The 13,763-nt window shown below is 74.4% G+C and carries 16 protein-coding genes; 4 read left to right on the forward strand and 12 right to left on the reverse strand.

What is annotated here, in order from left to right:
* The first annotated feature begins 110 nt into the window (after window positions 1–110).
* Genes Srubr_RS07775 through rbsK form a run of 3 tightly spaced genes read left to right on the forward strand, consistent with a single transcriptional unit; the run spans window position 111 to window position 2,577 of the window.
* Entirely contained in the window at window positions 111–338 is a 228-nt protein-coding gene (locus Srubr_RS07775) for a hypothetical protein (RefSeq protein WP_203854917.1), read from the forward strand.
* Window positions 326–1,687 (forward strand): ADP-ribosylglycohydrolase family protein, encoded by a 1,362-nt coding sequence (locus Srubr_RS07780; protein ID WP_189996635.1) that lies wholly within the window; start codon window positions 326–328, stop codon window positions 1,685–1,687. Before Srubr_RS07775 ends, Srubr_RS07780 begins: the two co-directional genes overlap by 13 nt.
* The gene (gene rbsK, locus Srubr_RS07785; protein ID WP_189996634.1) at window positions 1,684–2,577 is read left to right on the forward strand and encodes a ribokinase; all 894 of its coding nucleotides are present in this window, start codon (window positions 1,684–1,686) and stop codon (window positions 2,575–2,577) included. Before Srubr_RS07780 ends, rbsK begins: the two co-directional genes overlap by 4 nt.
* Before the next feature lie 213 nt (window positions 2,578–2,790).
* Here rbsK and lgt read toward each other — a convergent pair whose 3' ends face one another.
* The 11 genes from lgt to hisI all read right to left on the reverse strand — a co-directional run bounded on the left by lgt (window position 2,791) and on the right by hisI (window position 11,731).
* Window positions 2,791–3,774: a prolipoprotein diacylglyceryl transferase gene (gene lgt, locus Srubr_RS07790; RefSeq protein WP_189996633.1), complete on the reverse strand. Its 984-nt coding sequence runs from the start codon at window positions 3,772–3,774 to the stop codon at window positions 2,791–2,793.
* Between the two features lie 78 nt (window positions 3,775–3,852).
* Window positions 3,853–4,626: a DsbA family protein gene (locus tag Srubr_RS07795; protein WP_189996632.1), complete on the reverse strand. Its 774-nt coding sequence runs from the start codon at window positions 4,624–4,626 to the stop codon at window positions 3,853–3,855.
* Window positions 4,627–4,735: 109 nt separating this feature from the next.
* Entirely contained in the window at window positions 4,736–5,554 is an 819-nt protein-coding gene (gene trpA / locus Srubr_RS07800) for a tryptophan synthase subunit alpha (RefSeq protein ID WP_189996631.1), read from the reverse strand.
* Window positions 5,551–6,834, reverse strand: a complete 1,284-nt coding sequence (gene trpB, locus Srubr_RS07805; protein ID WP_189996630.1) for a tryptophan synthase subunit beta — start codon at window positions 6,832–6,834, stop codon at window positions 5,551–5,553. The genes trpA and trpB overlap by 4 nt, the downstream gene beginning before the upstream one ends.
* A gap of 133 nt (window positions 6,835–6,967) precedes the next feature.
* Window positions 6,968–7,135, reverse strand: a complete 168-nt coding sequence (gene trpM, locus Srubr_RS07810) for a tryptophan biosynthesis modulator TrpM (RefSeq protein ID WP_189996629.1) — start codon at window positions 7,133–7,135, stop codon at window positions 6,968–6,970.
* Between the two features lie 20 nt (window positions 7,136–7,155).
* A complete protein-coding gene (gene trpC / locus Srubr_RS07815; RefSeq protein WP_189996628.1) occupies window positions 7,156–7,965 on the reverse strand; it encodes an indole-3-glycerol phosphate synthase TrpC in 810 nt (269 codons plus the stop codon).
* 141 nt (window positions 7,966–8,106) lie between these two features.
* The gene (locus Srubr_RS07820) at window positions 8,107–8,541 is read right to left on the reverse strand and encodes a DUF2752 domain-containing protein (protein ID WP_189996728.1); all 435 of its coding nucleotides are present in this window, start codon (window positions 8,539–8,541) and stop codon (window positions 8,107–8,109) included.
* A 197-nt stretch (window positions 8,542–8,738) separates the two neighbouring features.
* On the reverse strand, window positions 8,739–8,996 hold the full coding sequence (locus tag Srubr_RS07825) for an HGxxPAAW family protein (protein ID WP_189996627.1): 258 nt from the start codon (window positions 8,994–8,996) through the stop codon (window positions 8,739–8,741).
* 152 nt (window positions 8,997–9,148) lie between these two features.
* Window positions 9,149–9,787, reverse strand: a complete 639-nt coding sequence (locus tag Srubr_RS07830; RefSeq protein WP_189996626.1) for a TIGR02234 family membrane protein — start codon at window positions 9,785–9,787, stop codon at window positions 9,149–9,151.
* A gap of 52 nt (window positions 9,788–9,839) precedes the next feature.
* Complete coding sequence (locus Srubr_RS07835) at window positions 9,840–11,318, reverse strand: anthranilate synthase component I (protein ID WP_189996625.1); 1,479 nt, start codon at window positions 11,316–11,318, stop codon at window positions 9,840–9,842.
* Between the two features lie 11 nt (window positions 11,319–11,329).
* Window positions 11,330–11,731, reverse strand: a complete 402-nt coding sequence (gene hisI / locus Srubr_RS07840) for a phosphoribosyl-AMP cyclohydrolase (RefSeq protein ID WP_189996624.1) — start codon at window positions 11,729–11,731, stop codon at window positions 11,330–11,332.
* A 128-nt stretch (window positions 11,732–11,859) separates the two neighbouring features.
* Between hisI and Srubr_RS07845 the strand changes: the two genes are divergently transcribed.
* Complete coding sequence (locus Srubr_RS07845) at window positions 11,860–12,495, forward strand: TIGR03085 family metal-binding protein (RefSeq protein ID WP_189996623.1); 636 nt, start codon at window positions 11,860–11,862, stop codon at window positions 12,493–12,495.
* 25 nt (window positions 12,496–12,520) lie between these two features.
* Here the strand turns inward: Srubr_RS07845 and Srubr_RS07850 are convergent, their stop codons facing one another.
* Window positions 12,521–13,753 (reverse strand): MFS transporter, encoded by a 1,233-nt coding sequence (locus Srubr_RS07850; protein ID WP_229926740.1) that lies wholly within the window; start codon window positions 13,751–13,753, stop codon window positions 12,521–12,523.
* Window positions 13,754–13,763: the final 10 nt, after the last annotated feature.

The raw sequence follows: 13,763 nt of genomic DNA on the forward strand, positions 1-13,763 counted from the left end.
GCCCACCTGTGGGGCACCTCCGCACGCCCCGGCACCCGCACCCGGACGGCGGAACGCGCCGGACTCCCGGAAGCCGCACACCTGGGCCGCCCAGGAGGATGATTCGGGGCATGACGCCCACAGCACAGCAAAGCAGCACCCCGGCTCCGAGCGCGCTCGCCGGTACCCGCACCGGTGCCCCGGCCGCAGCCACCCGCCGCACCCCCCGGTCGCGCTCCGCCGGGGAACTCCCCGCCCGGACACCCACCGGGACCGCCCACGGGACCGCCGTCCGGGGCGCCGGCCGGGCCCGCGAGCGGGCGTCCACCGCGCCGGGAGGCCGCCCGTGCTCCGTCTGACCTGGGTCCAGCCGGAGGACCTGCTGGGTCACGAACTGCGCCAGGCCCGCCTGGACGGGCGCGAGCCGAAGGCGGTCGAGGCGCGCTGGCGGACGGCCGGCGGCCCCGACGCGCCGGAGCGGACCGGCGCCTCCGCGCACCGCGTCTCCCGCTACCTTCGCCTGCTGGCGGAGGACCTGCTGGACGAACTCGCCGACCTGCCCGGCCGCTTCGCCGAGGACGAGCCGACCGACCTGGCCCGCATCGAGTCCCTGTGCCCCGACTGGCCCTCCAGGACGTCCGCCACCGCACCGGACCCCCGCGCCCTGGAAGCCGCCTGGCTCGGCCGGGCCATCGGCTGCCTCCTCGGCAGACCCGTCGGAAACCTCCCCCTCGACGGCATCCGCGCCCTCGCCGCTGCGGCCGGAAACCGGCCCCTCACCGGCTACTTCACCGCCCGAGGCGTGCCCGAGGACCTCCTCGCCGCCCTCCCCTGGGACCCCCGCCGCGCCACCGGCTGCCTGGCCGAGGACATCGACGGCATGCCCGCGGGCGACGACCTCGACCACCCGCTCCTCAATCTGCTGCTGCTCCGGCGCCACGGACGGCACTTCGGCACCGACGACGTCGCCCGGATCTGGCTCGACGAGCTGCCGCCCGGCCGCACCACCACCGCCGAGCGCGTCGCCTACCGCAATCTGCTCTGCGGCATCGAGCCCCCGCACACCGCCCGCCACCGCAACCCGTTCCGCGAGTGGACGGGCGCGCTGGCCCGCGCCGACGTGCACGGCTGGACCAACCCCGGCGACCCGGCCGGCGCCGCCGGACAGGCGTACCGCGACGCGGTCCTCACCCACACCGCCAACGGCGTCTACGCGGCGATGTTCACCGCCGCCGTCATCGCCACCGCCGCCTGGGGCACCCACGACGTCCACGCCTGCCTGCGGGCCGGCCGGGCGGTGATCCCGCCCCGCTCCCGGCTGGCGGCGGCCGTCGACCACGCCGTCCGACTGGCCCGGACCACCGAGGACTTCGAGGACCTCGTGGACGAACTCCACGCCCGCTACGCCGCCACCCACCACCGGGCCCACGCCGTCCCCAACACCGCGCTGATCGCCGCCGCCCTCACCCACGCCGACGGCGACTTCGCCGGCTCCGTCTGCCGTGCCGTGTCCGGCGGCTGGGCCACCGCCTCCGCCGGCGCGACCGCGGGCAGCGTCGCCGGGCTCCTCGCCGGGTCCCCCGGCGCGCTGCCCGAACGCTGGCGGGCGCCGCTGAAGAACCGGCTCGCCAGCGCCCTCGCCGAGTTCGACGGCTGCGGCTTCGACACCCTCGCCCACCTCACGCACCTGGAGGCGATCCGCCCATGACCCACATCGCGGTCCTCGGCAGCACCAACATGGACCTGGTCACCTATGTCGACAAGGCGCCCCGGCGCGGGGAGACCGTGACGGGGCGGGAGTTCCGTACGGTGCCCGGCGGCAAGGGCGCCAACCAGGCGATCGCCGCGGCCCGGGCCGGCGCGACCGTCTCGATGATCGGCGCGGTCGGCACCGACGCCTACGGTGCGCGGCTGCGCGACACCCTCGAACACTCCGGCGTGGACACCGACTTCCTGCGCACGGTTCAGGGCCCGTCCGGCACCGCGCACATCGTGGTGGACGCCGAGGGCGGCAACGCGATCGTCGTCATCCCCGGCGCCAACGGCACCGTGGACCACCTCTCCCCCGGCGACGAGGGGGTGATCGCCACCGCCGACGCCCTGCTGCTGCAACTGGAGATCCCGCTCGCGGCGGTCGTCGCGGGCGCCCAGGCAGCCCGCCGGCACGGGGTCCGTACGGTCCTCACCCCGTCCCCGGTCCAGCCGCTGCCGTCCGAGTTGCTGGACGCCGTCGACCTGTTGGTGCCGAACGAGTACGAGGCGGTCACCCTCACCGGCCGCACCGACCCGCGCGAGGCGGCTGCGGCCCTGCTGGAACTGGTGCCGGAGGTGGTCGTCACCCTGGGCGCGACCGGCTGCCTGTATCTGACCCGGGGCGCCGGGCCGCTCGTGGTCCCCGCGCCCCGGGTGACCGCCGTCGACTCCACCGGCGCGGGCGACACCTTCGTCGGCGCGCTCGCGGTGGCCCGCGCCGAGGAGAAACCGGTACGCGAGGCCCTGGCCTGGGCGGCCGCCGCGGCGGCGGTCTCCGTCCAGCGGGAAGGGGCCTCGGCGTCGATGCCGTACCGTCCGGAGATCGAGGCGCAGTACGGCACGTGAGCGCCCGCCTCCGTGCGCGGACGCGGCTCTTCTGTCCGCCGTGACGGCGATCGACCACGACGGCGGTGTCCGGCGGCGCCGCGCCCACCGCGCGCCACCGCCCGCACACGCCGAGGGCGCCCGGATTGTTCCGGGCGCCCTCGGCGTCGTAGAACCGGCGGTGAGCTCGTCGTCGCAGAACCGACGGCCGGTCCGTCGTCGTGGAACCGGCGGTCAGACCTTCTTCGCCGGCTTCGCCTCGTCCTCCGGCGTTTCCCCGGCCGGCTCCTCGGCGTCCCCGGTCTTCGTCTCCCCGGCGCCGTCGACAGCCTCGGTGCCCCCGGAATCCTTCGCCTCGCCGCCGGCGGCAGCCTCCGTACCCCCGGCCGGACCGCCGGAGGCGAGCGCGGGTTCGACCACGGCCTCCCGGCCCGGCCGCTGCTTGCCCACCACCACGATGTACGCCACCGCCAGCAGGAAGACGAGCAGCGCGGTCCAGACGTTGAGGCGCAGGCCCAGGATGTGGTGGGCGTCGTCCACCCGCAGGTACTCGATCCAGCCGCGGCCCGCGCAGTACGCGGCGACGTACAGGGCGAACGCCCGGCCATGCCCCAGCTTGAAGCGGCGGTCCGCCCAGATCACCAGCAGACCCACGCCGACGCACCACAGGGATTCGTAGAGGAACGTCGGGTGGTAGTACCCCGGCACCCGGCCGCCCTCGGCGGAGGTGATGTGCAGCGCCCAGGGGACGTGGGTCTCCCGGCCGTACAGCTCCTGGTTGAACCAGTTGCCCCAGCGGCCGATGGCCTGCGCGAACGCGATGCCGGGCGCGACGGCGTCGGCGTACGCGGGCATCGGGATGCCCCGGCGCCGCGCGCCGATCCAGGCGCCGAGCGCGCCGAGCGCGATCGCGCCCCAGATGCCCAGGCCGCCCTCCCACACCTTGAAGGCGTCCACCCAGTCACGGCCCTCGCTGAAGTACAGCTCGTAGTCCGTGATCACGTGGTAGAGCCGGCCGCCGACCAGGCCGAACGGCACGGCCCAGACGGCGATGTCGGCGACCGTGCCGGACTGCCCGCCGCGGGCGATCCAGCGCTTGTTGCCGAACCAGACGGCAACGAAGACGCCGATGATGATGCAGATGGCGTAGCCGCGCAGCGGGATGGGGCCGAGGTACAGCACCCCGTGCGACGGGCTGGGGATGTAGGCAAGGTTCATGGCAGGTCCGACGCTACCGTGCCGGGCCATGGGGAGGGCAAGCAGCCCGGCTACGGGTCCATAACGGGGCGTGGACGCTCACCCCCGGTCGGCCGCCTCCACCAGCTGCTTCAGCTTGGCCGGGGTCATCGTGTGGTCCTCGTAGATGTTCTTGCCGTCGAGCAGCACGGTCGGGGTGCCGCCGAAGTCGCCGGACTTGAACGCCTGGTGGGACTTGTCGACCCAGCCGTCGTGGGTGCCGTTGCGGACGCACTCGCCGAAGGCGGGGGTGTCCAGGCCCTTCACCTTGCCGGCCAGCTCGATCAGCTTGCCGTTGTCCGCGAAGGCGTCGTCGGTCTCCTTGGGCTGGTTGGCGAACAGCACGTCGTGGTAGTCACGGAACTTTCCGGCGTCCTGGGCGCAGGCCGCGGCGTTGGCGGCGCGCAGCGAACCGGTGCCGCCGAGGTTGCCGTCGATCAGCCGGACCAGGTGGTACTCGATCCGGAGCTTGCCGGCGTCGGTCAGTTCGTGGAGCGTCGGCCGGTACGCCGCCTCGAAGGCCTGGCAGGCCGGGCAGCGGAAGTCCTCCCAGACGGTGAGCGTCGACCTGGCGCCGTCCTTGCCGACCGGGATCGCGAGGCTGTCCTTGCCCTGCGCGCCCGAGGGGGCCACCGCGGGGCCCGCCTTGGTGCTCTCGTCCTTGCCGGCGTTCGCGGCGACGACGCCGATCACCGCCGCCAGGCCCAGGACGCAGACGACGCTCGCGCCCACGATCAGCGCCCGCCGTCGCTTGTCCGCGGCCTTCTGCTTCTCGCGCTCGACCGCCAGCCGCTCCCGGGCGGTGCGCTTTCCGTCACGGTTCTTCTCGCTCACACCCCCAGAACGAACCGGGGAGGCGCAGCGCGCCTCCCCGGTCCGAGGTCCACCCGTTCGAGTGACCGAATCATCCGGTACGGGACATCGGCCCGTCACCGCTCCGTGTTCACGCCTGGCCGCGGACGCCCTTCGCCAGATCCCCGGCCAGCTCACGGACCGCGGCGAGGCCGGCGGCCTCGTCCGGCGCGTCCAGCATCCGCTTCACGAACGCCGAGCCGACGATCACGCCGTCCGCGAAGCCGGCGACCTCGGCGGCCTGGGCCTGGTTGGAGACGCCGAGGCCGACGCAGACGGGCAGGCCGGTGCCGGTGGCGCGGGTGCGCCGGACCAGGTCCTGGGCCTGCGCGCCGACGGACTCACGGGTGCCGGTGACGCCCATCAGCGAGGCGGCGTAGACGAAGCCGCTGCCCGCCGCGGTGATCTCGGCGAGCCGCTCGTCCTTGCTGCTCGGCGCCACCACGAAGACCGTCGCGAGGCCGTGCTTCGCGGCGTGCTCGCGCCACAGCGCCGACTCCTGCACCGGCAGGTCGGGCAGGATGCAGCCGGCGCCGCCCGCCTCGGCCAGCTCGGCGGTGAAGCGCTCGACGCCGTAGCGGTCGATGGGGTTCCAGTACGTCATGACGAGGATCGGCTTCCCGGTGGCCCGGTATGCCTCCCGGACCGTGCGCATGACGTCGGCGATCCGCACGCCACCGCGCAGGGCGATGTCGTCGGCGGTCTGGATGACCGGGCCGTCCAGGACCGGGTCGCTGTGCGGCAGGCCGACCTCGACCACGTCCGCGCCGCTCTCCAGGACGGCCTTGATCGCCTCGATGCCGCCGTCCACGGTCGGGAACCCGGCCGGGAGGTAGGCGATGAGCGCGGACCGGCCCTCGGCCCTGGCGCCCGCGAGGGTGTCCGACAGCAGCTGGATGTTCCCGCTCACTTGGCGTCCCCCTCGATCTCGGCGGTGTCGGCGGCGTCGGCCGCGACCTCGGCGTCGGTGTCGTACAGGCCGAAGTAGCGCGCGGCGGTGTCCATGTCCTTGTCGCCGCGGCCGGAGAGGTTGACGACGATCAGACCCTCCGGGCCCAGCTCGCGGCCGACCTCCAGGGCGCCGGCCAGGGCGTGGGCGCTCTCGATGGCCGGGATGATGCCCTCGGTGCGCGACAGCAGGCGCAGTGCCCGCATGGCCGCGTCGTCGGTGACCGCGCGGTACTCGCCGCGGCCGGAGTCCTTCAGGTAGGAGTGCTCGGGGCCGATGCCCGGGTAGTCCAGACCGGCCGAGATGGAGTACGGCTCGGTGATCTGGCCCTCGTCGTCCTGGAGGACGTAGGAGCGGGAGCCGTGCAGGACGCCGGGCTCGCCGGCGGTGAGGGTGGCCGCGTGCTCGCCGGTCTCGACGCCGTGGCCGGCCGGCTCGCAGCCGATCAGGCGGACGCCCGCGTCGGGGATGAAGGCGTGGAAGAGGCCGATGGCGTTGGAGCCGCCGCCGACGCAGGCGACGGCCGCGTCCGGCAGCCGGCCGGCGCGCTCCAGGAGCTGGCGGCGGGCCTCGACGCCGATGACCCTGTGGAAGTCGCGGACCATGGCCGGGAAGGGGTGCGGGCCGGCGACCGTGCCGAACAGGTAGTGGGTGTGGTCGACGTTGGCGACCCAGTCCCGGAACGCCTCGTTGATGGCGTCCTTCAGGGTGCGGCTGCCGGACTTCACGGCGACGACCTCGGCGCCGAGCATGCGCATCCGGGCGACGTTGAGGGCCTGGCGCTCGGTGTCGACCTCACCCATGTAGATGGTGCAGTCCAGGCCGAACAGCGCGCAGGCGGTGGCCGTGGCGACGCCGTGCTGGCCGGCCCCGGTCTCGGCGATGACCCGGGTCTTGCCCATGCGCTTGGTGAGCAGGGCCTGGCCGAGCACGTTGTTGATCTTGTGGGAGCCGGTGTGGTTGAGGTCCTCGCGCTTGAGGAAGACGCGGGCGCCGCCGGCGTGTTCGGCGAAGCGGGGGACCTCGGTGAGCGCCGACGGGCGGCCGGTGTAGTTCACCAGCAGGTCGTCGAGTTCGCGGGCGAACTCGGGGTCGTTCTTGGCCTTGTCGTACTCGACGGCGACCTCGTCCACGGCGGCGACGAGGGCCTCCGGGATGAACTTGCCGCCGAACGCGCCGAAGTAGCCCTCGGCGTCGGGGACCTGACCCTCCGGGTCGGGGATGAAGAATGCGCTGGGCATGCGGAAACCTCACGGTGAGTTTCTGGGAGAAAACCGATCGCCGTGGGGCTCGGGTCGTCTGTCGGCTGCGGGCCGTATGTGGCTTGTCGCGCCCGCGCGGCGGTAGCCGCGTATCAGATGGAGTCCCGCGCCCCTAACGGGCGCGCTGCCATCGACGCCCGTTGACCTGCCCGGGTTCGTCACCGATGACGTACCGGACGCGACGGCCGTGCACGCGCCGCGCGGGTGCGCGACAGCCGCGCGGACGGCAGCCGCGCGCCAGGCGCGCGTGCCGCTCCACGGTCGTCAGGGTGGGAGTCATCGGCACCAGCCTAGCGGGAGTCAGCCCCGGCCGTGCCGCAGTGCGGGGTGCTCGCCCGCGGCAACCAGGTCGGCGACGGCCGCCTTCGGGTCGCGGCCGGTGACCAGGGACTCGCCGACCAGGACCGCGTCGGCGCCGGCGTTGGCGTAGGCGATCAGGTCGTGCGGGCCGCGCACCCCGGACTCGGCGACCTTCACGAGGTGGTCGGGGATCTCCGGGGCGACCCGCTCGAAGGTGCCACGGTCGACCTCCAGCGTCTTGAGGTTGCGCGCGTTGACGCCGATGACCTTGGCGCCCGCGTCCACCGCCCGCTCGACCTCTTCCTCGTCGTGCACCTCGACCAGCGGGGTCAGGCCGATGGACACCGCGCGCTCGATCAGCGACTCCAGGGCCGGCTGGTCCAGGGCGGCCACGATCAGCAGCGCGAGGTCGGCGCCGTACGCGCGGGCCTCCCACAGCTGGTACGACGTGACGATGAAGTCCTTGCGCAGCACCGGGATGTCGACGCGGGCGCGGACGGCCTCCAGGTCGGCGAGCGAGCCGCCGAAGCGGCGCTGTTCGGTGAGGACGGAGATGACGGACGCGCCGCCCGCCTCGTAGTCCGCGGCGAGGCCGGCCGGGTCGGCGATGGCGGCCAGCGCGCCCTTGGACGGGCTGGACCGCTTGACCTCGCAGATCACCTTGACGCCGTCGCCCTTGAGCGCGGCCACCCCGTCCTTGGCGGCGGGGGCCTTGGCCGCGCGCTCCTTGAGCTCGTCGAGGCTGACACGGGCCTGCCGCTCGGCGAGGTCGGCACGGACTCCGTCGATGATCTCGTCGAGCACACTCACGCGAGCGGCCCCCTTCCAGACGGTGGGTTCCTTCAGGCTCTTCGCAGCCTGTGGTCAATGCGATGGTATCCGCAGCGGTGCGGTGGCTTCGCATCCGGTTGACGGCGGTCCCACTTCGTGGACGTCCGTGCTCCGGCGCGGTCAGGGGCGCAGCCAGCCGCCGAACGGCAGGTTCCGCAGGACGGTGAACGCCAGCAGCAGGGCGACGACGGTCCACAGCTGTACGGGGCCGAGGCCGAGCCGCAGCGGCCGACCGCGGGCCGCGCGGGCCGTCCAGACGGTCCACAGTACGGCGAAGCCCAGGTAGGCGGCCACGGCCGGCGCGTTGGCGTGCAGCGCGGCGAGCAGGTCGCCGTGGACGAACGCGTGCGCGCTGCGCAGTCCGCCGCAGCCCGGGCAGTACAGGCCGGTGAGCAGGTACAGGGGGCAGGCGGGGTAGTGGCCGCTCTCGTTGGGGTCGACCGCGCCGACGTAGGCGAAGGCCCCGGCCACGGCCGCGAACAGCCCCAGGGGGACGGCGAGCCGGCGCCGGACGGGCACGGCGGGCGGCGCCGGCCGCTGTGCGCCGGGGGGCACGGGGTGGTGCGGGGCACCGCCGGGAACCTCTGGCGGGGCCGTACGGCTGTCGGCGTTCACGCGGGCATTCTGCCCCGGACGGTATGGCTCCGCCCGCCGGGCGGGCCCAGGAGCGGTCGCGGTCCAGCGGGCCGGAGAACGAGAGGCGGTCCGCACCCCTGCCGGACGCCGGGCCGCCTCTCGGGGAAAGCCTGGGCTCAGCGGCCCGCGGCGGCCGGCTCCGGGGTCGCGGACGCGCGCGTCACGACGGCGCTCTGCTTCGGCTGGCCGAGGCCCATGGCCCGCATGATGCCGCCGACCACGCCGCCGAGGAGCGTGAGCGCCATACCGGCCCAGAAGCCGACGGGCTGGGCCATCACCATGAAGGCGCCCGCGACGCAGAAACCGATGAAGGCGATGATGACACCGGTCCAGGCGGCCGGGGTGTGACCGTGGCCGTGGCTGCTGCCCGCCATGACTTGCTCCTCGTTGTTGCTGATCTACGTGTCGGATGAGGCGTCGTACGCTCGCCGCGTCCATTGTCCCGTAGGCGTGCGCGCGCCGGACGCGGGGGTGGCGTCTGGTTCGCCACACCGCTTCGGGCCGTGCCGCTTCGGGCCGTGCCGGTTCAGGCGCCCGTCGGGTCCTCGCCCCGGTCCAGGGCCTTCCAGATCTCCTCGGGCCGCTCCGGGTCGGCCGGGCGGGCGGTGCGCCGGGGGCGGGCGGCGCCACGTTCGTAGCGGCCGGACATCGCGGGCCACAGCCGGCCGTAGCGCAGGGCGAGCAGCCCGGCGAGCAGGATCAGCAGCCCGCCGGCGGCCGCGACGTACGGCCAGCCGGTGTTGGTGAGCGCGTGGACGGTGGCGGAGCTGTCGCCGCTCACCTCGGCGGCCCGCTCGTCCAGCGCGGAGCCGTCGGAGACGGCCGCCAGGGCGGCGACGGCGATACCGGCACCGGACAGCGCGAGCAGCCCGGCGACGACGAGGCGGCCGGCCCGGCGGACGGCGAAGACCGCGACGAGCGCGGCGAGGCCCACTATGGCGAGCGCCGCGGGGACGCCCGTGACGTCGCTGCCCTTGGCCGTCAGCGGGAACGCTCCGCCGGCCACCGCCGCGGTGCCCTCCGCCCAGCGCTGCCGGGTCGCGAGCAGCGCCACGGCCGCGCCGAGCGCGCCGAACAGCAGGGCCACGGCGAGGCTCCGCCGGCCGGACCGGGCGGATGCGGGGGCTTCGGAACGAAGGTGAGGTACGGCAGTCACGTACTCCACTATCGCCTGAACCCCCCGCGCACCGGCACCCGGGGTTGCTATGAGAAGCGCCCTATCGCCCGAGGCGGTTCGCCGTGTGCACCGCCCGCAGCACCGCCGCCGCCTTGTTGCGGCACTCCTGGTCCTCGGCGACCGGGTCGGAGTCCGCGACGACGCCCGCGCCGGCCTGGACGTACGCGACGCCGTCGCGGAGCAGGGCGGTGCGGATGGCGATCGCGGTGTCGGAGTCGCCGGCGAAGTCCAGATAGCCGACGCAGCCGCCGTACAGGCCGCGCCGGGACGGCTCCAGTTCGTCGATGATCTGCATCGCGCGGGGCTTGGGGGCGCCGGAGAGGGTGCCGGCCGGGAAGCACGCGGTGAGCACGTCGAAGGCGGTGCGGCCGGGGGCCACCTTGCCGGTGACGGTGGAGACGATGTGCATCACGTGCGAGTAGCGCTCGATGGACATGAAGTCGACCACCTCGACCGAGCCGGGCTCGCAGACCCGGCCGAGGTCGTTGCGGCCGAGGTCGACCAGCATCAGGTGCTCGGCGCGCTCCTTGGGGTCGGCGAGCAGTTCCTCGGCGAGCGCCTGGTCCTCCTGCGGGGTGGCCCCGCGGTGCCGGGTGCCGGCGATGGGGTGGACCATCGCGCGCCCGTCCTCGACCTTCACCAGCGCCTCCGGGGAGGAGCCGACGACGTCGAAGCCGTCGAAGCGGAACAGGTACATGTACGGCGACGGGTTGGTGGCCCGCAGCACCCGGTAGACGTCCAGGGCGCTCGCCGTGCAGGGGGTCTCGAAGCGCTGGGAGGGCACGACCTGGAAGGCCTCGCCCGCGCGGATGCGCTCCTTGATGTCCTCCACGGCCCGCTGGTAGTCGGCGCCGCCCCAGCGGGCGGTGTACTCGGGCAGCTCGGAGGGCGGCAGGTGGGCCGGGGGCTGGGAGACCGGGCGGGAGAGGTCGGCCTCCATGGCGTCCAGGCGGGCCACGGCGTCCGCGTACGCCTCGTCGACGCCGGTGTCAAGGTCGTTGTGGTTGATCGCGTTGGCGATCAGCAGGACCGAGCCCTCCCAGTGGTCCATCACCGCGAGGTCGCTGGTCAGCAGCATGGTCAGCTCGGGCAGCCGCAGCTCGTCGTGCTCGCCGGGGCCGATCTTCTCCAGGCGGCGGACGATGTCGTAGCCCAGGTAGCCGACCATGCCGCCGGTGAAGGGCGGCAGGCCCTCCTGGTGCGGGGTGTGCAGGGTCTGGAGGCTGGCGCGCAAGGCCGCGAGGGGGTCGCCGTCCGTGGGGACGCCGACGGGCGGGGTGCCGATCCAGTGGGCCTGCCCGTCCCGGGCGGTGAGCGTGGCCGCGCTGCGGACCCCGACGAAGGAGTACCGGGACCAGGAGCGGCCGTTCTCCGCGGACTCCAGCAGGAAGGTGCCGGGGCGTTCGGCGGCGAGTTTGCGGTAGAGCGCGACCGGTGTGTCACCGTCGGCCAGGAGCTTGCGGGTGACCGGGATGACGCGCCGGTCGCCGGCCAGCTTGCGGAAGGTCTCTAGATCCATGGCGGCCGACCTTACGACGCGGACGCCGGAGTGGCGGCGTCCGCGTTCTTCAGGAGCACGTCTTCGTCGAAGCAGGTGCGCGCGCCGGTGTGGCAGGCGGCCCCCACCTGGTCGACCCGGACCAGCAGGGTGTCGCCGTCGCAGTCCAGCGCGACCGACTTCACCCACTGGACGTGGCCGGAGGTGTCGCCCTTGACCCAGTACTCCCGGCGGCTGCGCGACCAGTAGGTGCAGCGGCCGGTGGTCAGCGTGCGGTGCAGTGCCTCGTCGTCCATCCAGCCGAGCATGAGCACCTCGCCGGTGTCGTACTGCTGGGCGATGGCGGGGACGAGCCCGTCGGCGCTGCGCTTGAGCCGCGCGGCGATCTCCGGGTCGAGGCTGCTGGGCCGGGGGTTGCCGGTCGTACTGGTCATGGGTGCCATTGTGCCGCGCGGTACCGGCGGCGGGCCCCGCGCGTCCACGGAACGGTCACGGCGGGCACGGGAGCCCCGCCGGGAGGCGACGGGTGGGCGGAACGATCACCTGGTCGTAGGCTGGCTGCATGTCGACCTTCGCCAAGCGTGAACGGCTGCTGCTCGCCGACCTGTTGGAAACCGTCGGTCCGGACGCCGAGACCCTCTGCGCGGGCTGGCGGACCCGGGACCTGGCCGCGCATGTCGTCGTGCGCGAACGCCGCCCGGACGCGGCGGGCGGCACCTTGGTCAGGCGGCTCGCGCCGCGCCTGGAGAAGGTGATGGCCGAGTACACCGCGAAGCCGTACGGAGAGCTGATCCGGCTGATCCGCACCGGCCCGCCGCGCCTGTCGCCGTTCCAGCTCAAGCAGGTCGACGAGGCCGCCAACATCATCGAGTTCTACGTCCACACGGAGGACGTGCGCCGCGCCCAGCCGGAGTGGACCCCGCGCGAGCTGGACCCGGTGTTCCAGGACGCGCTGTGGTCCCGGCTGGAGCGTGCCGCGCGGCTGCTGGGGAAGGGCGCGCCGACGGGCCTGGTGCTGCGCCGCCCGGACGGGCAGACGGTGGTGGCGCACCGGGGCACGCCGGTGGTCACGGCGACCGGTGTGCCGTCGGAGCTGCTGATGTTCGCGTACGGACGGCAGGGCGTGGCCAGGGTGGAGCTGGCCGGGGACGCGGACGCGATCGACAAGCTGCACGAGTCGAAGCAGCTGGGGATCTGACGCCGGTCCGTCCGCCGCCGGTCCGTCAGCCGGGCAGTTCCGCGCGGCGCAGGGCCGGTACGGCGAGGAAGACGAGGCCGCCGAGTCCGCAGACGGCGGCGCTGACGGCGTAGACCGGGCCGAGTCCGAAGGCGCCGGTCGCGGCGGCGGCGAAGGGCATGCTCAGCGGGGTGAGGCCGAGGCTGACGAGGCTGGAGACGGCGGTGACGCGGCCCAGGTAGGCGGGGTCGGCCTGGGTCTGGAGCAGGGCGCCGCACAGCGCGCCGCTGAGTCCGGTGAGCAGGCCGACGAGCAGGGCGGTGCCGACGGCGGCGGCGAGGCCGGGGACGAAGCCGAGGGCGCCGACGGCCACGGAGCCGGCCGCGCACGCGCACCCGGTGACCAGTCCGGCGCGGGGCAGCCGGCCGCGGGCGGCGAGCAGCAGGGAGGCGGCGCCCGCGCCGGTGCCGAACCCGGCCAGTATCCAGCCCATGCCCGCGGCGCCCCAGCCGCGGTGGTCGGCGAGCAGGGTGAGGCCGACGTTCAGCGGGCCGACGAAGCCGAGGTCGCCGAGCGCGATGGCGATCATGAGGGGGCCGAGCACCCGGTGCCGGCGGACGTGGCGCAGTCCGGCCTTCAGGTCGGCCCAGGCGGTGGCGCCGCGCTCGGTGCCGGCGGGCAGGTCCCGTACGTGGACGGACAGCAGCAGCGGTATCGACAGCGCGATGAGCGCTCCGGCGAGGGCGAAGGCCGCCGGGGCGCCGCCGAGGGCCACGCCGAGGCCGCCGAGCGGGGCGCCGACGACGCTCGCGGCGCGGATGGCGAGGCCGCGCAGGCCCTGGACGCGGGCGAGCTGGTCCTTGCCGGTGAGCCGGGCCGGCAGGGCGCCCACGGCCGGCATGAACACGGCGTCGACGGTGCCGAAGACGCACGCGAGCAGGGCGAGCGGCCACAGCCCGGGGCTGGTGAGGAAGAGCAGGGCGGCCACGGCGAGGACGGCGGCGCAGCGCACGGCGTCGCTGCCGATCACGACCCTCCTCGGGCCCAGCCGGTCGGCGATCACGCCTCCGCCGAGCATCAGCACGGCCCGCGGCAGCGCGCTCACGGACATCACGAGCCCGGCCTGCGCGGGGGTGCCGGCCTGGACGGCGGCCCAGGACAGGGCGAGGTAGTAGATGTTGTCGCCGAGCATCGAGGAGGTGTAGGCCCCGAGCCAGCGCAGCACGTTGGGATCACGGTGGGCGCGCACGGAGGCGGGCGGTATGAGCGTGGTGGTCACGGAGGAGGTG

Source organism: Streptomyces rubradiris (genome assembly GCF_016860525.1).
Lineage (GTDB): Bacteria > Actinomycetota > Actinomycetes > Streptomycetales > Streptomycetaceae > Streptomyces > Streptomyces rubradiris.